Origin of the sequence: Aliiglaciecola sp. M165 (assembly GCF_007197995.1) — a bacterium.
Classification (GTDB): domain Bacteria; phylum Pseudomonadota; class Gammaproteobacteria; order Enterobacterales; family Alteromonadaceae; genus Aliiglaciecola.
Genome location: NZ_VKKH01000005.1, coordinates 73620 through 94045, shown reverse-complemented (window position 1 = coordinate 94045; position 20426 = coordinate 73620). Strand labels below are relative to the sequence as shown.

The window sequence follows — 20426 nt, the reverse complement described above, 5'->3', positions numbered from 1 at the left end:
ACATGTCTTTTTAAAGGCGTACGCAGGCTTGGAATTTGGTTGATGTATATGGAGATCCCCGAAAAGAGCACTCGGGGATGACGTTGTTTGTTAGTCTCGGTAATGACGTTAGATTTTAGGCTCAGGCACTCTCACCCTACCTTCCATCAATATCCGTGCACTGCGGCTCATAATGGCTTTTTCCACTACCCATTTTCCATCCTGTTGTGTGGCTTTTGCGCCGACACGAAGGGTGCCTGATGGGTGTCCGAAACAAACGGACTCGAGCTCACTACCGCCTGCGGCTAGATTTACTAGTGTGCCAGGAATAGCAGCAGCTGTGCCAATGGCAACTGCGGCTGTGCCCATCATTGCATGATGCAATTTACCCATAGACAAAGCGCGCACCACCAAATCTGTATCGGCTACCGTTATTTGTTTGCCACTTGAAGCAACATAGTCTTGTGAAGGACCAACAAAGGCAATTTTAGGTGTGTGCTGGCGCGATTTGGCTTCAGCTAAATCGGTTATCAGCCCCATTTTCAGCGCGCCATGCGCGCGTATGGTTTCAAACTTCTCAAGGGCGGCTGGATCGTTGTTGATGGCATCTTGCAATTCAGTGCCGGTGTAACCAATGTCTTTTGCATTTAAAAAGATAGTGGGTATGCCTGCATTGATGAGCGTTGCATCGAAACTGCCAATATCTGGAACATCCAAGGTATCAACTAGGTTTCCTGTGGGGAACATATCGCCATCACCGTCGGCAGGATCAACAAATTCCACTGGAATTTCTGCCGCGGGGAAAGTCACACCGTCCAACTCAAAATCTCCTAATTCCTGTACTTCGCCGTCTCGCATGGTTACATAGGCAATGATGGTTTTTTTGATATTGGCTTGCCAAATATTCACGGTGACCGTGCCATTTTCCACGAGCTTTTCTTGGGGGATCAAGCCGGCATGAATAGCAAACGGTCCTACTGCAGCGGATAGGTTTCCGCAGTTGCCTGACCAATCAACAAAGGCTTTGTCGATCGCCACTTGGCCAAACAAGTAGTCAACATCGTGCCCGGGTTGCTCGCTTTTTGACACGATCACAGTTTTGCTGGTACTTGATGTAGCGCCGCCCATGCCGTCTGTGTGTTTAGCGTAAGGATCCGGGCTACCTATTACGCGCAGTAATAGCGCGTCACGGTATTCACTTGCTTGTTGCGCAGGTACAGGCAAATCATTCAGGCTAAAAAACACGCCTTTGCTGGTGCCGCCACGAATGTAAGTGGCGGGTACCTTGATTTGTTTTAATCCATTGTTTACTGCGGTGCTCATGCGCTTTGGCCTTCTGATTCCAAGAAATCTTGGGCAAAACGTTGCAGTACACCGCCCGCTGCATAGATAGAAACTTCTTCCGCTGTATCTAAACGGCACTTAACAGGTACTTCGATTTGGCTTGAGTCACTGCGAGTAACAACTAATGTTAATGTGCCGCCCGGTGAGCGCTCGCCCTTCACATCAAAGGTTTCAGTACCATCTATGTTTAACGTTTTACGTGTGGTGCCTGCTTCAAATTCGACAGGCAATACGCCCATACCGATTAGGTTGGTACGGTGAATACGTTCAAAGCCTTCGGCGACGATCACTTCTACACCCGCGAGGCGAACGCCTTTTGCTGCCCAGTCTCTGGATGAGCCCTGACCATAGTCTGCACCTGCGATAATGCACAGCGGCTGTTTGCGCTCCATGTAGGTTTCAATTGCATCCCACATGCGCATTACCTTGCCTTCGGGCTCCAAACGAGCCAAAGAACCTTGCACAACTTCACCGTTTTCCTGCACCATTTCATTGAGCAGTTTAGGGTTTGCAAAGGTCGCTCGTTGCGCCGTTAAATGGTCACCGCGGTGGGTTGCGTAAGAATTAAAATCAACCTCTGGTACATCCATCGACAATAGATATTCGCCGGCAGCACTGTCACGCATAATGGCATTCGAGGGAGACAAATGGTCGGTGGTGATGTTGTCACCTAACACCGCCAGAGCACGCATACCGCTCATGGTACGCTCACTTGCTAAAGCTCCTTCCCAGTAGGGAGGGCGACGAATATAGGTACTTTTTTCACGCCAGTCATACAGTGGGTCGATATGGTCGCCGTAATCTACGGTTAAATCGAACATAGGGTCGTAGACCTTTTTAAACTGCTCAGGCTTGACGCTTTTGGCCACAATCGCATCGATTTCTTCATCAGTTGGCCAGATGTCTTTCAACGTGATGGCATTGCCATCTTGGTCATGTCCAAGCACATCTTTTTCGATATCAAAACGTATGGTTCCCGCTATGGCATAGGCTACAACAAGCGGAGGTGAAGCTAAGAATGCTTGTTTGGCATAGGGGTGAATACGACCGTCGAAGTTACGATTGCCTGACAATACTGCTGTGGCATATAAATCACGATCGACGACTTCTTTTTGGATAACTGGATCAAGGGCACCACTCATACCGTTACAGGTAGTACAAGCGAAACCGACTATTCCAAACCCTAGTTGCTCTAACTCAGGTAATAAATTCGCGTCTTCCAAATACAGCTGCACTGCCTTTGAGCCTGGGGCAAGAGATGACTTAACCCAAGGCTTACGTGTTAGCCCTAACTTGTTAGCGTTGCGGGCGATTAAACCTGCGGCGATAACGTTTCTAGGATTACTGGTATTGGTGCAACTGGTGATGGCTGCGATGATCACCGCACCATCTGGCATTAATGATTCATGTCGTTCCACAACGCCTGAAATACCTTGTTTAGCCAGTTCACTTGTAGGTACGCGGCGATGGGGGTTTGACGGCCCAGCAATGTTGCGTCCAACTGAAGACAAGTCGAAGGTTAATACGCGCTCGTACTGAGCACCCTCTAATTCATCCGCCCATAAACCGGTCTGCTTAGCGTAGTTCTCAACAAGCTGAACTTGTTTTTCATCACGGCCGGTTAAGCGCAAGTAATCGATGGTTTTTTCATCGATGTAGAACATCGCGGCCGTGGCACCAAACTCTGGTGTCATGTTCGAAATGGTTGCTCTGTCACCTAAGGTTAAGTCTCGTGCACCTTCACCAAAGAACTCTAAATACGTAGATACCACACGCTCTTTGCGCAAAAACTCAGTAATCGCTAAAACAATGTCGGTGGCGGTAATGCCCGGTTGACGTTTGCCTTTTAGCTCAACCCCAACGATATCTGGCAGGCGCATGTAAGATGCGCGACCAAGCATGACAGATTCTGCTTCCAATCCACCTACACCGATGGCTATCACACCGAGTGCGTCAACATGGGGAGTATGACTGTCTGTGCCTACCAAGGTATCGGGGAAGGCAACGCCATCTCTGGCATGCACAACTGGAGACATCTTTTCCAAGTTGATTTGATGCATAATGCCGTTACCTGGCGGGATCACATCAATGTTTTTGAATGCAGTTTTGGTCCAATTAATAAAGTGAAAACGATCTTCATTTCGGCGCTCTTCGATGGCGCGATTTTTTTCAAATGCTTCGGGATCAAACCCTGCATGCTCAACTGCCAAAGAGTGGTCAACAATCAATTGCGTGGGCACGACAGGGTTCACCTTAGACGGATCACCGCCTTTTTGTGCAATGGCATCTCGTAATCCGGCCAAATCCACCAGCGCCGTTTGTCCTAAAATGTCGTGGCATACTACCCGCGCTGGAAACCAAGGAAAGTCTAGTTCTTGCTTACGTTCAATGATCTGCTCAAGGGCTGCATTGAGCTTTTCTGGCTCACAACGACGAACCAGGTTTTCTGCTAGTACTTTAGAGGTGTAGGGCAGGGTGTCATAGGCGCCGGGCTTGATGGCTTCGACTGCTTCACGGGTATCAAAATAATCTAAATTGGAATTGGGCAGTGGCTTTCTAAATTGACTGTTCATAGGGACTTACCTGTTTGTTACTTTGTCTGTTAACCCGCTGGGCTGAGCAAAAAAGAGGGTCACTAGACCCTCTATCAACGGTTGTATTAACGCTTAGCGCTGACTGATGGGTACAACGCTACGAGGGCCTTGGCCAGTGTAATCTGCACTTGGGCGAATAATGCGGTTGTTACTGCGCTGTTCCATCACATGTGCTGCCCAGCCTGTTAAACGTGAACATACAAAGATTGGCGTGAACAACTTGGTCGGAATTCCCATAAAGTGATAGGCTGAAGCATGAAAAAAGTCGGCATTACAGAACAGCTTCTTGGTGTCCCACATGAATTCTTCGCAGGCTACTGAGATGTCGTACAAACTTGAATCGCCAAACTCTTCAGCAAGTTTTTCAGACCAAGCTTTGATGATGACATTGCGTGGATCTGATTCACGGTAGATGGCATGACCAAAGCCCATGATCTTCTCTTTGCGTTCTAACATCTGTGCCATTTGGATTTTGGCATCTTCTGGTGATGAGAATTTTTGGATCATGTCCATGGCTGCTTCGTTAGCCCCGCCGTGCAAAGGGCCACGTAGAGAGCCAATAGCGCCGGTGATACAGGAGTACATGTCAGACAAGGTTGACGCGCAAACTCTTGCAGTAAAGGTTGATGCATTAAATTCATGCTCAGCATACAAAATAAGGGATACGTCCATCACGCGTTCGTGTTGCGCTGACGGTGTTTTGCCTGTTAGAAGCTTCAAAAAATGTCCGGCAATGGAAGGCTCGTCGGTCATACAGTCGATTTCGACATTTTCATGGCTGAAGCGATACCAGTAACACATGATCGCTGGGAATGCCGCGAGCAATCTGTCGGCCGCTTCCTGTTGCTGTTCGAAATCAGTTTCTGGTTCTAAGTTACCTAGGAATGAACAACCGGTGCGCATCACATCCATTGGGTGAGCGTCGGCTGGAATACGCTGTAAAACCTCTTTAAGTGCTTGAGGTAAGTCGCGTTTAGCGTTCAGCCGGGTGGTGTAATCGTGCAGTTGCAAGTTGGTGGGAAGTTCACCTTTAAACAACAAGTACGCCACTTCTTCAAAGGTGGCGTTTTCAGCCAGATCAGAGATGTCGTAACCACGATAGGTCAATCCTGAGCCAGACTTACCAACCGTACACAATGCTGTTTCACCTGCACTTTGACCACGCAGGCCGGCGCCACTTAACTTTTTATCAACCATGTTTGTATCCTGTTTACGATTATATTTTTAATGTGTAGGGTTATTTGTTTTTGCCTTGAGAGAACAAGCTATCGAGTTTTTGCTCATAGTCGTGATATCCAAGGTAGTCGTACAGATCCATGCGAGTTTGCATAGTATCGACGACGGCTTTTTGATCGCCATCTTTAAGGATAGCGTTATAAACGTTTTCTGCCGCCTTGTTCATCGCACGGAATGCACTTAACGGATAAAGCACCATGTCTGCTCCCCATTCGCCTAGCTCTTTAGCATTCCAAAGTTCAGTTTTACCAAATTCAGTGATATTAGCCAAAATGGGTACATTAAGCGCCTCTGCAAAAGCGCGATAATGTTCTTCGGTTTGCACAGCTTCGGCAAAAATCCCGTCAGCACCCGCTGCAACATAAGCCTTCGCCCGTTCAATAGCCGCTTCAAGCCCTTCTTGGGCAAAAGAGTCAGTGCGGGCCATGATGAAAAAGTCAGGGTCGGTACGTGCATCAACGGCGGCTTTAATTCGATCAACCATCTCTTCTGTCGAGACGATTTCTTTATTTGGACGGTGGCCACAACGTTTTTGTGCAACTTGATCTTCCATATGTACGGCTGCTGCGCCGGCTTTTTCCATATCACGAATGGTTTTGGCAATATTAAACGCGCCGCCCCATCCGGTATCGATATCGACCAATAAAGGCAGGTCACAAGCAGAGGTAATGCGTTGCACGTCAACGATGACATCATTTAATGAAGTCATACCCAGATCAGGTAGGCCATAAGATGCGTTCGCGACGCCACCACCAGAAAGATAAATTGCTTTGTGGCCAATCTGTTTAGCCATCATTGCCGAATAGGCGTTGATCGTACCAACAATTTGCAAAGGATGATTGTCTGCTAATGCTTGGTGAAATTTTTTACCTGAGCTCATGTGAGGCCTCGTTAAATATTAATCTGTTAATAAAAAGCTGTATTTGACCTTACAGCAGCTTGTTTTCAATATTGTTTTTTGAATAGAGGATATGTCGACGCATCAACATTTCAGCCAATTCTCCGTCTCGATTAGCGATGGCTTGAACAATATGTTTATGTTCACCGAATGCCGTTGACACTCGTGGACCGGCCATACCTAATTGCACTCGATACATGCGCACCAGATGGTAAATACCGTTGGTTAGCATCGAAATCAAATGGGTGTTTTTACTTCCAACAATAATGCGGTAGTGAAAATCCACATCACCGGCTTCCTGGTAGTAGGAGTGGCCTGTTTTAACTTCTTCAAAATGCTCAGAGAGCAGCTCTTGTAGCTCAGCTATCTCTTGATCGGTCATATTGGCGGCGGCGAGTCTGGCAGCCATGCCTTCCAACGCTTCTCGCACCTGATAAAGCTGCACCAAGCCTTCGGGTGTGAGTGTAACCACTCTGGCCCCAACATTGGCTTTACGTTCAACCAAATGACAAGCTTCCAAACGATTGATGGCTTCTCGGATCACCGCTCGACTAACCGAATAAGTTGTCGACAATTCTGTTTCACTGAGTTTGCTACCTGCGGTGATAACCCCTTCAACAATATCGCTGCGCAACAGCACAAAGGTTTTATCGGCAGAGGTTACTGGCGTTTCAGCAGGGGTGTTCACGATAGGAAATATCTTCAAGCTATGAAATTGTCGACAATATAGTTAAATTATTGAGGTTTTACAAGCTTGACTACCAATATTGTCGACAATGTAATTTTTTTGAGTTATTGAACAACATAAAAACGAATGGTGCGCCTCACCGCATACCTGTTAGATTCGGCGAGGCATTACAAAGAGGTTGTTAATCCTAGTTTATTTAAGCGCGATAACGCTGGGTTTTTAAAGGTGCCAGCAACAAATAGAAAATCCATGCGAACCAAGATATGAAGATCACAGCCAATAGCCATGCTGCTTTCTCACCACCTGAAGTGCGGTCTGACACGCCTATAGCGATCACTGGAATAATCCAGACAAAAAAGAACAAAACACCACATAAGAAACTAAACATAACTATGACTCCTTAATGGTTTGAAGCACCTTGCTGCAAACACCTCGATTAATTAAGTACTTCATTTCATTGATGTACTTAACTAATACGAGCAAGGGCTATACCAGAAATAATAGTCAATTAATTCAATTGGATAGTGGAAATTAATTTGAACGCTATTTATTAATTCCACTACTTTTTGTGGAATTTAACCAAAACTTCTTTATGCAGACTTTTCTGTTTTCTTTCCCAGTACTAAGTAACAAAGAGGCGCGATTGAGCCGAGAAAAAGTGTTGCGATTACCCAAGGCCAAGGGTTGCGCCCGGCTTTTTTGGCATCGGGAATTAAAAACATCATGACAATAATCAGGGCAATCACCAAATCGGCAAAGACCTGCCAACCAGCAGGGCTATGACGGTGGTAGTCGAATATGCCGATGTAGCCTACTGTGTATAGTGCATAGGCGGTGAGCGCCAGAAAAGGGATTAACAGGCAAAGAGAGAGGGTTTGTCGAGTGCTCATAAATTTCTCCTAAACAATTTGTTAAGTGCATAATGAGCGGTTTACATATACCAAGCAATTACCTCACAGGTAATTGAATTCATACAACAATGAGCACACTATTGCGATTAGAAGCCCAGGTTCAAAGGCGGAGAATTTTATGCTGGACACCAAAAACTTTACCTATCAGTGTCGCAAATGGCGACAATTTCGAAAGTTGTCGCAGCTTGAGTTGGCGCTGCGCGCTGATATCTCACAGCGTCATTTGAGTTATTTGGAGACCGGTAAAAGTCATCCAAGTCGGGAAATGATCGCTCGCTTGTGTGAGGCCATGGACATTCCGTTGCGAGAGCAAAATCGCTTGTTTGAGGCTGCTGGATACAAAGCATTGTTCCAAGAGAGCGCCATTGACAGCGTAGACATGAAACCCGTTTCCTTAGCTCTTGAAAGTATGTTAAATCATCATGATCCCTTTCCCGCCGTGGTTGTCGATAGAATGTGGAACATAGTGCAACAAAACCGCTCAGCACAAACGCTGTTTACTATGCTTAGTGAGCTTGTTACCAGCCAGGATCATGAAGGAAAGCATATAAGTTTTGATCCAAAGAATTTGATTGCACTGACGATGCATCCTGATGGCCTAAGACGATTCATGAGCAATTGGAACAAGACTGCTCCGCTGTTTAAAAATCGACTCAAAAGAGAAGCAATGTCGAGCCCAGATCCTCAGGTCCATGACTATCTAATGCAACATATTGAAGCGGCTGGGCCAATTGATGAAGGTGACCTTTTCCAGCATGACTCCTTGATGCCAGTGATCCCTGTTGAACTCCAAATGGGTGATACTCACCTAAGTATTTTTTCTGTGATCTCTACCTTTGGAACACCTCAGGATGTCACGACTGATGAATTGCGAATTGAGGCGTTTTATCCGATGAATGAGGCCACCAAGCTTTTTTTTCACAAACTGCTTGAGAACTAGTCGACTCTCTTGATTTGTTCCTTTGCTCAGAATAGGCTAGGCTAGTTGCATAACTCAGTGACCAAATACGGTTTAACTGATTGATAATTAATCACTATTTGGTAGTTTCGATTTGATTTTTAGAGTCGAATGAATTGGATAATAAGATGCGCGACAAGCCAAAGCGAAGTTCGTCACAGTGGGTTGCCATGTTGGCTAAAGAAGAGCTGCCCGCAATAACCTCAATCGCTAGTATCTTGGATAAATTTTCCAACGATGATCGTTCGTCAATTCCAAAACTAAGTAAAGTCATTCTTCATGATCAAGCCTTGTCATCCTGTCTGTTGAAAGTTGCAAACAGTTCAAGTCGTTCGCCGGTTAAAAAGGTGACAACGGTATCCCGCGCGGCTATTTTTCTTGGGATCCAATCGGTTAAAAATATTTGTTTGACCGCCAAAGTGTTAGAAGGTCTTCTCAACAGTAAACGCTTAGCACCAGAAGTTTATGAACGTCTAATGCGGTTAATGGCTAACGCCTTTTTTGCTGGTTTGTTGGCACGAATGATGGTGCCAGATTACGATGAAAGTACTCAAGAAGAAGTCTATTTAGCCGCCATGATGTATAACATTGGCGAAACGTCATTTTGGAGTACGGGTAACCCGCTAACCAAAGAACTAATAAAAAAGGCGGGAATGCCTAAAATCGCCTTTGAACAATACTGCGCCTCAGTAGCAGGGGTCAAATTTAAAGAGCTTAGCGTGGGGTTGGCGAAAACCTGGAACCTAGGTGAGTTGTTGGTTAAATCCCTAGATCAACCGCAAAGTCGCACTCGTGAAATGAACATCATTAGCTTGTCGAATCAACTGAGTGAGGCTATCGGGTCACCACCCAAAAATCGCGCTAAATTTGATCAGTTGCTAAAAGATGTTGGCAAAACGATGGACATTGATGTACCTGCAGTTAAAAAGCGTGTTGAGGTGACTCGACAGTTAGCCATAGAGTTATTAGGCTCATACAATGCCTCAGTACTTGAAACCTATTTGCGTCCCATCCCTAAACAACAGGATTTTGCTGTACAGAAGCAAGTTTTGCAGCCAGAACTCAGCGCTGAACAACAGGTCATATTAACGGTAAAATCCCTTTCTGAACTCTCTAAAAGCAGTCGCAATGTGAATGAGTTTTTATCGGTAACCTTGGGTAACCTCGCACAAATATTCCACTATCACCGATGCACGTTTTGGGTATTTAACTCAGACAGATCGACCCTTGAGTGCAGACAAACCGTAGACACTGAGGGTCAGCCCCTGCGATTTATGGGGGAGTTTTCTCTGCAAGATGGCGACAACATCATGACTTACATCCTTGAGCATGGAGAAGCGGATGTGATCGAAGATCACAAACACCCGAAATGGCGTGACTACATGACTTTTGATTCAGAGCAATTGATTGAGTCTGGTATTATTTGTTTAGCGCCGGTTAAAATCAATAATAAAGATATTGGTGTTATCACCGCGCAATACTTAGATAAATCACAGGCTTTTGGCCAAGACGAATTTTCGCACTTTAGCTTCATCACTGATCACTTAAGTCTTTGCCTGTCGCTGGCCTCACGTAAACTTTGACTTTTACATAAAAAAGCCGCCTGTAGATTGCAACAAGCGGCCCAAGGAGACATGGCAGTTCACTAGGCTGCCAAGTTCGGATAAGCATTGTGGACAAAGGAGCCAAAATTACCGTCCGATACTAATATGACGTTGTATCGCAGCAAAAAGTTTAAATTTTTAATTTTTACCCTGATATTCGAGTCAGTAAATTTCTTAGATTGCTCGTTTGACAACTCGCTGTTGCTGCATAGCTTTCTAATTACAAAACAAATAATCAGATTTTTTCAAAAAGATTGGCTATTTGTAGCGGAAATGCGACGTGTTGTTTGGACCTTAGACTACTTCTCCACACTGTATTTATTTCAATGTCTATTTTAATATCAACAACTTATGTGGTTATAAAATTGGGCGCATTTATTCGTTGTAAAAAATATTGACAATGTCTGATGTATATCTTGGATAGGGTCAATTAACTGCTGTCAGCGTCACGCAAAAGAAAACGGCGGTTCATTAGAGCCGCCGTTTTTGGTGTTAACGATTGTTTGAACTGAAATTAGGAAGTCCTACGACGACGCGCAAAGCCTAAGCCTGCGATACCAAGACCAAACAGTGCCAGCGAGCCTGTTTCAGGAACACCGATTATCTGACCTGCATCACCGATGGTCATGTCATCGAATCCAAAGACGTCTGAGCCTCCAGGAACATTGTCAAAACTGACCTGAGTGTACTGATTACTTGTGTCAGTAAAGCCCCAAAAGATAAGACCACCATTGGGTGTGCCATTCAAGTCCAATGTAAACATCGTCTCAACAGCGTTGATATCCGTTAACGTAATTTCCAGATCATTACCAAAGTCGCCTAAATCGGTGCCAAAAAAGCCAAAGGCTGCAATGGGGGCACCAAAATCGATGACAAAGTCGCCGCCACCTGGAGTTTCTACGTATTGTGAACCCGATGTAGCAAATCGACCTGCACCGCCCCCACTTTGAACGGACGCTGAGCCCGATAACGTAGCGCCAATGTTGCCTGTGGAACCGGGGAAGCTTAGGACTAGGGGCGTGCTAGCACCTACTGCAAACCCTTCAAAGTCTTCAGTGCCTACACCACCTGACAATGCTGCGAGAAAATCTGCTCGTGCTGCGGCAGGATCACCAGTAACCGTAGCCCCTGGCGTCAAATTTTCTCCAAAATAAGTAATAGGTGCGGCGTTTGCTGCACTAGTTAACGTTAATGCGGCCATTCCGACTACTGCGGCCAATATGTTCTTTCTCATATACAAATCTCCTTAGTCGTGGTGGTGTGACATACTGCGTTGTCATTGCCTCCCTTCCACTTTGTTCCGTTGCCAATGCGGACGCCCACTCCAGACGCCTACTGATTAAAATATAAGCAATGCCTGTGCCATAGGTGCGAAACCTAGGTTTCGTAGCGACTATCGGGGAGTTCATAAAAAGGTAAAAACTAGTTTTGTAAAGTATTCTGACACTATTTTCCAAGAATGGTAAATTAAATAACCCTATGACATAGTTAGCTTTTTAGCCGAAAAAATGTGTTCATTTAATGGGTCGTTTGAGTATGGCTTGGAATCGTCGAGTGTTCGACACCGACTTCATTTGACCACCTAATTATCTTACGTTTTAAAAGCAAATGTGCAGAAATTGTGCAAGTTCAAGCGCAGCCAAAACCCTGCCCACTTTTAATTGTCAACTTGATCACGATACAAATACTTCAAGGTGCTTCTTATGCGTGTACTGATATTTTCTGTTGTTACACTATTTTTATTTTTGGTCGGCTCTGGGTGTGCAAGTCATCCGAAACGCGGCGGGCCCGAGCGTCAACTGTTTGAAACAGAAATCAAGCCTGATGGTTCAAAGAGATTTCACTTAACACTTATTTCAAAGAGCAAAAACCGATCAGAGCGCTCAGGACGTGCAAGAGGTAATGAACGGGGGCGCGGAGGGGGTAACAGAGGAAATGGTAAGGCTTCTGGTGGGTCAGTTGAGCCTTCAAGTTCGGGTTCTCAGCAAACTCCACAAAGCGAGATAGCTAAGCCCGAAAATTCTGAAGCAGATATGCGCGAACAGGCCATAGCGATTCTTGAATCCAGACTTGCTAACATTCAATACTGTAGAAACGGTTACATCTTGCTTGAGTACTCCCAACTAGAAAATGAAATATTGGTAAGAGGGGAATGTCAAGAAAGTGCTTCAGAACAAGACAAAGAGCGCTGGGAATAGTCATTCGTAGAATATAAAAACCTAACAGAGACGTTGTAAGTAACCTGAACTCGGGATAAGCGAATCCACCCAGCAGCGTTCTTAAGTACGATTTCTGCGTTACACAAGCTCGAAATAACCCGTTATTCCTTCACTTGTGTGCCTTGAACTCGAACTTCAGACCACTACCGGGTCATATGTTTTAGTCTTTTCATTAAAATCAATAAGTTGCAGATTCTCTTATCCCGAGTTCAGGTTAAGTAACATGCAATTACAATGGACTCATAAAGATGGCATCAAAAGGATTGCATGTTGTTGGATTTCACGTTATCGTTATTAAAATATTGACAATCTGGATACTGAAATGACTGAACAATTGGACACACTAACTCACGCTCAAAAAGAACGACTTGCTTTCATCGATTTTAGCTTGCAGTATTTTGGTCATGTCGCCAGAACAGACCTCATCAGTCGCTTTAAAACAGGGTTAGCTGCAAGCACCCGAGATTTTACTGCCTACAAAGCATTGGCTCCAAATAATCTCGTATTGGTACATCAGACCAAAAGTTATCATCGAACAGCGGAGTTTAAAGCGATTTTTAGCCATGATCCTGAAGTCATTTTGACTTCTCTTAGCCGCGGTTTTGGCAATGGTATTTCTCACGGCGTGCAACCCTCTGAACAGTGCTTTGATGCGGTAAGATTAATTCATCCAGATGCAGGGATCATCGCAGCACTGATGCGTGCCATTCACAACAAACAACCGATTGAGTGTGGATATGTCTCAGTTAGCTCTGGGGAAACGACTCGGGTATTGTGTCCTCATGCCATTGTAAATAATGGCCATCGTTGGCATGTTCGTGCCTACGATCGCAAGCATGAAACATTCAGAGATTTTGTTTGTACACGGTTTACTTTTGTAAAAACGCTTCCGCAGGACATCAATACTAAAGAAGGTCGTCAATATGATGAACAGTGGAACACTGAAGTAACCTTAACGTTAACGGCGCATCCTAGCATTGCACAACCACGAGCTATTCAAATGGATTATGCTATGCAAGATGGCCAGATGGTTTTAACAATTAAAGCGGCATTGGCGGCGTACCTTCTTCGGCAATGGCAGGTTGATTGTTCTGTTGGTAGTAAGTTCACGGGGCAAGGTTGTCAATTGGCATTGGCTAACTTGGAGATACTTGAAGGCATTGAAAACACCGCACTAGCACCTGGCTACAAAGTTTAGGCTATGAGAATTACTACGAATTAATGATTCATTAATGAATGATCAGTTGGTCTCGACAACATATTTGAGACGCATTTTACAACGCTCTAGTGCCTCGGAAGTTGATATAGTAAATATGCTTGCCCCTTGGCGTTGTTGCACAAGTTTAAATATAAAATCAGGATCAACAGTATCTTCATCTGCATAGGAAGTGTTACCCATCAACAATGGGTCAGCTTCGTCAAAAAACAATATGGCTTTTTGTTTTTCTGCAAATGTAAACAAAGCGGAAATTCTGGACTTTTCCACTGCATCAAAGAATGCCTTTTCAACAAAAATGGCAGGAAGCTGACAGGCATAGCAGAGATTGGCCAGCAATAAGGTTTTTCCCGTTCCGGAGGAGCCCGCAAAACACATCGAAACAGAAATCCCTTCTTTTGTTGAACTGGCGGCGTCCTTGAATTGGGCTAGTGCTTGCTCACTTAAAGGTGCATCTCGTTGCGGGTGGATGACGCCACTTAATATGTGGGTATACGCCATAGCCCCTGATATGTGTTCACTAAAGTAGGGTTTGCATGCTTGAATTTTCATAGAATGACTTCTGAATTAAATTGATCTCAATTTAAATAACTGTAGTTCAGTATCGCTTCAATGAAAAAACAAGCTATTTTTGTTCAGTCAAAGCCACAAATCTTCCGCCATACCAATTTCCAGTCTTATTATTGTCTTGGTCGTATTGCCGAGACATCAAAGCATAGCTGCCGTCATGCTGCCAGGTCCATTGATAAATACGATAGGTACTTTTAGGTTCATCTGAAAAATGTACACGAAAAACTAAGTTGTCTTTTTCGTCCAGTTCGCCTGTTCCGACGCCATAACGTGAAGGTGAAAAATGAGAAAGCCAATGTACTTTATTCGATGAGCGATCCCAAACCCAGGTTATATTGCCGCTGTTGGCCGTTGGATCATTTGGCGTTGCGACTTCGCACAACAAAGCATCTGGCGTATTTAGTATACGGCAATCGGACACTTGCCCGGTTAGCGGAATAGTCTGAATAGTTTGTTTATCCCAGACCATTGAAAATCCCTTTTGGTCAACGACCCATCGACCTTCAAAGCGCTTCAGCGGATGGATTTTTTCCTGGGACACTTGAGGTGAAGGTTCAATTCCATTAGCACCAAAACTGCTACTGACAAAAAGAAGTAAGAAGCAACGTAGAATATTTAGAATGAGTTGTTTTTGAGCAACTTCAACGGTATTTAATGGCGAAACCGGCATACTTTAGCACCTTATTAATTAATAATACCTGATCACTTCTTTGTGTGGATTGGTATAAGGTGTTTTTATCGCCGATCATCTATCAATTGACGACCTGACTTGTCGGTTAATACGCGTGTAAATAGCCTTTGTTAGTAAGTGCTATGCGCTTTGGTATGTTCAGGGCCACCTTCGGCAAAATCCTGGGTTTCAAAATATAGCGGTTTCATTGAACCGCAAAAACTTAAGCGATTGATCAAGAACTGTTCAGAGGGCACAGCAATACCTGTGTCGATCTGGGTAATGCAGCCAATATTTTGATACAACAAAACAAGATGATCGTAACTCGGCGCTCCTTGGATTTGATGCACTAATATTCGCAACCCTTTGCTCAGCTGCACTTCGTCATACACTTGCAATGTAGAGGGCTCACCCAGTTCCTCAAGCATGCGCATATACTTTTGCTCGCTGAAAGTGAGTTCAACCTGTTCATAGGTCAAGGAGCCACCCCGTTCAAAATGGCCAATGTAAACATCAGCTTTAACGGTTAATTGTTCACCGCGTAGTAGCCGCTGTAAATTGAACTTTTCCGGTTTAATCGTGACCATATCTGCATCACGAACCAAAAAAATCAATGCCGGATCTTTTGCTTCGATTTTATAGATGAGCTGAGCGTTGTGTGGTTTTCTGTATAACGGTAGATGGGACGCATACAAGGCTGAAGCATTGTTAAACACCACCATGCCGTGAATGCCTTCATAGGCCGGGTCGAGAGGTTCTGGGGCTATGTCTGCAGCATCTTCTTGCGCAAAAACCTGACCAGCAATACTCATCAATATCCACAACAACCAAACTTTTTTCATCTCTCACCAACGTATTTAAACAGCTCATTGGGATTATAAAGGTATTAGTTGATTGTTGCAGGAATTTTGTGCGGATTTTCTATCTCCATGCATTCGTCCCAATAGGGATCCTCACCAAAACGCTGGGAGAGGAAATCGATAAAGGTGCGCACACGAGCTGAGACATGACGTGTTTGCGGGTAGATTGCATAAAGGTCCATATCAAACCATTGGTAGTCTGTTAGAACCGGAACAAGTAACCCACGTTTGATCGCCGTATGACAAATAAATGTGGGCTCACATATAATACCTAATCCAGCCACTGCCGCCTCGCGTAGAGAGTCACCATTACTAGAACGCATTCGCGGGGAGACCTGAACGTCTGATGCTTCCCCCTTTGCTGTTTGATAACGCCAGCGATCGGGTTGTTTTATATTTGAATAACAAAGTGTAGGCACTTGCATGAGCTTTTCCGGTGTGTCGATAGGCCCGTATTGGCGAAGAAAAGCAGGAGAACAACACACTACATGTTTAATGTGCGACAGCTTTCTTGCCCGCAAACTTGAGTCTTCTAACTGGCCGATACGCAGTGCTAAATCGAAGCCTTCTTGTATAATGTCAACGCGCCTGTCGCTCATATCGAGATCGATTTCGATGGCCTCATGTTGATGCATAAAGGCAGCAAGTGCAGATGATAAATGACCGATGCCAAAGCTTAATGGTGCGGCAATTTTTATAGTGCCTTGTAATCGTTGCGCTGAGCTTGAAATAAGAGATTCGGTTTCTTCGATATCTTCGAGGATCCGTTTGCAGCGTTGAAAATAGGTCTCGCCATCTTCAGTGATATGCATACGCCGTGTCGTTCTTTGCATAAGTTGCACACCGAGCCTCGATTCAAGATCTTTCATTCTCCGGCTTACCGCTGAGTTAGCCAGCCCAAGTTTCTCTGCGGCTTTGCTCGCACTTTTGCACTCAACCAAGGTGACAAAAATACGCATTTCTTCAAGCTGATTCATAATATATTTCTGAAAAACGGAAAAGTGATTTGATAATTATTGTATTTTTCTATTAATAGTCAAGGTATATGATGTCCTTAACCTAACGTTTAATACAAATCATCGTCAAATAAAGGGCAGAAAAATGAACAAAGAAATTTTAAGAATTGATGCGAGCATGCGAGTAAACGGTTCTGTTAGCCGAGAGCTGGCTGACAAACTAGTGGCCAAATTAACTGAACAACCTAACACTAATGTAAAAAATCGAGATCTGACTCAGTCGGTTCCTTTTGTTGATGAAGCTTGGATAAACGCAAACTTTACCGACCCGGCCGAGCGTTCTGCAGAACAACGGGCAGTGCTAGCCCAATCAGATGCTTTAGTTGCAGAATTAAAACAAGCTGACACCTTAGTGATTGCTACGCCCATTTATAACTTCGGGGTTCCTGCCGCTTTTAAGGCATGGATAGATATGGTCGCTCGAGCTCGAGAGACTTTTCGCTATACAGAAAATGGCCCCGTTGGTTTATTGGAAGGAAAAAACGCCTACGTCATCATTACTTCAGGTGGCACAGAATTGGGCACAGACATCGACTTTGTTTCTGGATGGATAAAACATGTGCTGGGCTTCATCGGCATTACAGATGTGCAGATTGTAAACAGCAGTGGCTTGATGAAAGATCAACAGGCAGCAATCGAGCGAGCCGAATCCAGTATTCGGGCTGTTGCATAATCTAAATATGGATAAGCCTACTTAACCCGAGTTGAGGTCATTTAGAAGCCTGCAATTTTGCAGGCTTTTTTAGTTTTGTTTTAGAGACTCAATTTGCTCCCATATCTTTTCTGCTTCTGCGGTGAGCATTGAATAGGATTTAATGTCTCCGCGACGTTGTGCGTGCATAGCCTCGGTTAACTTAGCATCATACTGCTTGCGTAGTTTTTTACTTGGGTCTGACTTGAACAATCCAAACATTATGGTTCTCTTACTAAATGAATAATACTTTTACTTTTGTAAGTGGCTTATCGATCACCTGAATTGTCTTTTAGCAGCTGTGCGTCAAAGTCTTGTTGTCTTGGTTGCGCCCCCGGAATATCGCTGTGCATAGCCCTTGGTTGTTGAGGGGTATAAGATAATACTTTTAGATTGTGTGACAGTTGATTTACCGTTTTTTGCCAGTTGGCATTATCAATATTAATTCTGTTGTAAGTAACATCGGCATTGACCAAATTAGGCATAGATTTAAGTGATTCGGCTGAACTTAGTAGATTGCCACCAACAACTAGCCACTTTAATTGCGGAGCACCGGCAAGTACCGCAATATCTCTTATTCTATTTTGGCCAAGCATCAACTTTTCCAAAAGTTTAAGATTCGCTAACGGGGTTAAATCATCAATGAGGTTGTAGCGTGCATCAAGCCATCTAAGCTGGGTGAAGGAAGATAGAATCGATAGATCTTGAATGAAATTATTGGATATATCCAACCGTTCAATACTTGTCAGTGATGACAATTGTGTGATGTTCGACAAACGGTTATTAGCGAGTGTTAGTTCCACTAACCCCCGATTGTTTTTTAGCGCAGACAAGTCATCAAAACAATTATCCGCGATCGCTAGAATTATCAAGTTTGTAATACTTTCCAATGGAGTCAAATCGCAAATGGCGTTGTGGGACGCCCATATAGCGACGACAGAATCATTGTTTTTAACGCCCTCTAGTGACGTTATCTGATTAATCGAAATATCTAATCCACGGATGTTTGGCCAATGTTTAACTACTTGAACGTTTGTGATCTTGTTGTGCTCGATGGCAAACCCTTGCAAGTTGTTAAGCGAGGATAAAGCGTCGATGTTAGAAATTTGATTTTTATTTAGCGACAAGTTTGTTAGTGCACTCAACGCAGCAAGGGGTTGTACATCTTCAATCTGATTATTGTTCAGCGACAACTTTTTCAAATTAGACAAGGCTTCGATGCCATCAAGATACCGTATGTTTGCGTTACTCAGATCTGCCGATTCAATCTGATTCACGTTACCGAGTGTCAAAGGAGTATCGACTGGCAGAAGCTTAAGTACTGCTTTTTCAAGTTGCGGATCTTTAAAGGAAAGTGTTTCGGTATTCGCTTGTGCAAAAGAAACGAACACAAATCCTGTGAGCACACCGCCCCACAGAAACTGATTGAATAAAGTTAAAAGAGACTGTTTTGACATTGAAGTGCACATACGCTTTCCTTTGAAGTGATTTAATTTAATCATCCTCTAAGCGTCAATTTAGTGCGTCTCAAATCGTTAATTATACGTGCGGTAGATATATTTTTATTATTTGGTACTCATAGATAGACGATATTGACTGGGTGTCTTACCAACGAAGCGTTTGAAATTTCGATTGAAACTATTCTTTGAATTAAATCCGGCCTCAAAGGCAAGCTCGAGTATGTCCTGTTCTAAATATCGCTCCGACAATCGATCGCACACATATTGAATCCTCAATCGATTGATCAATGAATTGAAGTTTTCGTTACTCAGCGTATTGATCGCCCTGGACAAGGAGCTTGTATTGGTACCTAGACGCTTTGCAACAGTGGCTAACGAAATTTCCTGCTCTTGCCACCAATTACCCTTTTCGATTAATGCAAGCCAACTATGGGCCTGATCGTGCAGTTTTGGTTCATTTCGGCTATTTTCATTTTTGTGCTTTTGTTGATTGAGGGAATTAGCAGTAAGCCAAGATATTGAGGCAATATCTGCCTTGAGGTCGGCGTGTGCCGGGTATTCAAAGTGAGAATGTCGCCAACTCTCGAAAGATAAAAAGCAAAGCAATAGGGCTTGTGCGGCGAAAAGGTAGAACTGCGAAGAAAATGAAGAAGAGATAAATACATGACTGACGGCAGAAATTACCCAGAGTAGAAAAAACGTCGAAGTCATACCTAAAAATGACCTTAACCAAGTCAATCTGTAATTATCACTGTCACTGAATTGATCGTTGCTCCATTGACGGTAAAGACCAAAGCTAAACCAAGATAACAGCAAATAAGACCCCATCGAGAGCGTCACTAAAAAGGATTCAAGGTGCCTTATCCAGTCCATATGAAAGGCTAATGCATCGGCTCTGTGCCCTAGCGGGACGACGAACATCAGCACGCTGTAGTAGCTCACCTGGCAAACAAAAGGAGTCAAATGTAACCAGTCTAATTTGCTCAAAGACCGAGACAATAACGCTTTCAAATACAAATAAATGCACGGCCCATAGGCCAGAGACACCTCCAGTGGTGGTAAATATAACCAACTGTAAGGGTCGTAGAGGTGTTCTTTGCCAAGCAGATAAACGATGACTCTGACACTCAACAACATGACGTAAAAGGCCAGAACGATATTTGCCAGTCGATGTTTAGCTCTAAACACCAACAGGCCAGTGATGATCAAGCCATTAAAAATACTGCAAACAAGGAGAATCGTGTTGATGTGATCAAACATGGGTTTGTTGAACAAAGGCCAAATATTAAGCGTCAGCATAGATCGCTAAACACGATGCCCGCAACACCTTTAACTTATTTTCGCTTAGGCGAAACACCAGGTGATAGAGTCTGAGAAGGAGATAGATAACCAGAAATCAAGTACTTAGAAAAACCCATAAAAATAGCCGATTTTGAGGTGTTAAAATGGGTGAAACATAGATAGAATCAATTCCCAAACGGAATTCTACCCCCGCAATATCACGCATCTGAA

At 44.1% G+C, this 20426-nt stretch carries 20 protein-coding genes; 5 read left to right on the top strand and 15 right to left on the bottom strand.

The features are described from left to right. Positions 1–108: 108 nt before the first annotated feature. The 7 genes from prpF to FM019_RS10535 all read right to left on the bottom strand — a co-directional run bounded on the left by prpF (position 109) and on the right by FM019_RS10535 (position 7629). Entirely contained in the window at positions 109–1302 is a 1194-nt protein-coding gene (prpF, locus tag FM019_RS10565) for a 2-methylaconitate cis-trans isomerase PrpF (protein WP_143835905.1), read from the bottom strand. Beyond that, positions 1299–3896, bottom strand: coding sequence for a Fe/S-dependent 2-methylisocitrate dehydratase AcnD (gene acnD / locus FM019_RS10560; RefSeq protein ID WP_143835904.1), 2598 nt, complete (start codon positions 3894–3896; stop codon positions 1299–1301). Before acnD ends, prpF begins: the two co-directional genes overlap by 4 nt. Before the next feature lie 93 nt (positions 3897–3989). Beyond that, entirely contained in the window at positions 3990–5114 is a 1125-nt protein-coding gene (gene prpC, locus FM019_RS10555; RefSeq protein ID WP_143835903.1) for a 2-methylcitrate synthase, read from the bottom strand. Positions 5115–5154: 40 nt separating this feature from the next. Continuing rightward, positions 5155–6033: a methylisocitrate lyase gene (gene prpB / locus FM019_RS10550; RefSeq protein WP_143835902.1), complete on the bottom strand. Its 879-nt coding sequence runs from the start codon at positions 6031–6033 to the stop codon at positions 5155–5157. A 49-nt stretch (positions 6034–6082) separates the two neighbouring features. Then, a complete protein-coding gene (locus FM019_RS10545) occupies positions 6083–6739 on the bottom strand; it encodes a GntR family transcriptional regulator (protein WP_143835901.1) in 657 nt (218 codons plus the stop codon). Between the two features lie 196 nt (positions 6740–6935). After that, positions 6936–7127, bottom strand: coding sequence for a hypothetical protein (locus FM019_RS10540; RefSeq protein ID WP_143835900.1), 192 nt, complete (start codon positions 7125–7127; stop codon positions 6936–6938). A gap of 202 nt (positions 7128–7329) precedes the next feature. After that, positions 7330–7629 carry a hypothetical protein gene (locus FM019_RS10535; protein ID WP_143835899.1) on the bottom strand — a complete coding sequence of 100 codons (300 nt, stop codon included), beginning with the start codon at positions 7627–7629 and terminating at the stop codon, positions 7330–7332. A gap of 139 nt (positions 7630–7768) precedes the next feature. Between FM019_RS10535 and FM019_RS10530 the strand changes: the two genes are divergently transcribed. Both FM019_RS10530 and FM019_RS10525 read left to right on the top strand, forming a co-directional pair. Beyond that, positions 7769–8590 (top strand): helix-turn-helix domain-containing protein, encoded by an 822-nt coding sequence (locus tag FM019_RS10530; protein WP_143835898.1) that lies wholly within the window; start codon positions 7769–7771, stop codon positions 8588–8590. A gap of 146 nt (positions 8591–8736) precedes the next feature. Continuing rightward, a complete protein-coding gene (locus FM019_RS10525) occupies positions 8737–10191 on the top strand; it encodes an HDOD domain-containing protein (protein WP_143835897.1) in 1455 nt (484 codons plus the stop codon). A 535-nt stretch (positions 10192–10726) separates the two neighbouring features. Here FM019_RS10525 and FM019_RS10520 read toward each other — a convergent pair. Then, complete coding sequence (locus FM019_RS10520; RefSeq protein WP_143835896.1) at positions 10727–11446, bottom strand: PEP-CTERM sorting domain-containing protein; 720 nt, start codon at positions 11444–11446, stop codon at positions 10727–10729. 469 nt (positions 11447–11915) lie between these two features. Between FM019_RS10520 and FM019_RS10515 the strand changes: the two genes are divergently transcribed. Next, positions 11916–12410: a hypothetical protein gene (locus tag FM019_RS10515; protein ID WP_143835895.1), complete on the top strand. Its 495-nt coding sequence runs from the start codon at positions 11916–11918 to the stop codon at positions 12408–12410. A 343-nt stretch (positions 12411–12753) separates the two neighbouring features. Further along, positions 12754–13629, top strand: a complete 876-nt coding sequence (locus FM019_RS10510; protein ID WP_143835894.1) for a WYL domain-containing protein — start codon at positions 12754–12756, stop codon at positions 13627–13629. A gap of 42 nt (positions 13630–13671) precedes the next feature. Here FM019_RS10510 and FM019_RS10505 read toward each other — a convergent pair whose 3' ends face one another. From FM019_RS10505 to FM019_RS10490, 4 genes are all read right to left on the bottom strand, one after another. Continuing rightward, positions 13672–14199, bottom strand: a complete 528-nt coding sequence (locus tag FM019_RS10505) for an AAA family ATPase (protein ID WP_143835893.1) — start codon at positions 14197–14199, stop codon at positions 13672–13674. A 73-nt stretch (positions 14200–14272) separates the two neighbouring features. After that, entirely contained in the window at positions 14273–14887 is a 615-nt protein-coding gene (locus FM019_RS10500; protein WP_143835892.1) for a hypothetical protein, read from the bottom strand. Positions 14888–15018: 131 nt separating this feature from the next. Further along, on the bottom strand, positions 15019–15729 hold the full coding sequence (locus tag FM019_RS10495; protein ID WP_143835891.1) for a hypothetical protein: 711 nt from the start codon (positions 15727–15729) through the stop codon (positions 15019–15021). A 44-nt stretch (positions 15730–15773) separates the two neighbouring features. Next, on the bottom strand, positions 15774–16724 hold the full coding sequence (locus FM019_RS10490; protein ID WP_143835890.1) for a LysR family transcriptional regulator: 951 nt from the start codon (positions 16722–16724) through the stop codon (positions 15774–15776). A 124-nt stretch (positions 16725–16848) separates the two neighbouring features. On the opposite strand from FM019_RS10490, the gene FM019_RS10485 reads away from it, so the two are divergent. Further along, positions 16849–17436, top strand: coding sequence for an FMN-dependent NADH-azoreductase (locus FM019_RS10485; RefSeq protein WP_143835889.1), 588 nt, complete (start codon positions 16849–16851; stop codon positions 17434–17436). A 69-nt stretch (positions 17437–17505) separates the two neighbouring features. Here FM019_RS10485 and FM019_RS10480 read toward each other — a convergent pair whose 3' ends face one another. The 3 genes from FM019_RS10480 to FM019_RS10470 form a co-directional block, all read right to left on the bottom strand. Then, positions 17506–17676: a DUF6435 family protein gene (locus FM019_RS10480; RefSeq protein ID WP_143835888.1), complete on the bottom strand. Its 171-nt coding sequence runs from the start codon at positions 17674–17676 to the stop codon at positions 17506–17508. Positions 17677–17723: 47 nt separating this feature from the next. Further along, positions 17724–18911: a leucine-rich repeat domain-containing protein gene (locus FM019_RS10475; protein WP_185969256.1), complete on the bottom strand. Its 1188-nt coding sequence runs from the start codon at positions 18909–18911 to the stop codon at positions 17724–17726. Positions 18912–19019: 108 nt separating this feature from the next. Then, positions 19020–20213, bottom strand: a complete 1194-nt coding sequence (locus tag FM019_RS10470; RefSeq protein ID WP_143835886.1) for a helix-turn-helix domain-containing protein — start codon at positions 20211–20213, stop codon at positions 19020–19022. Positions 20214–20426 lie beyond the last annotated feature (213 nt).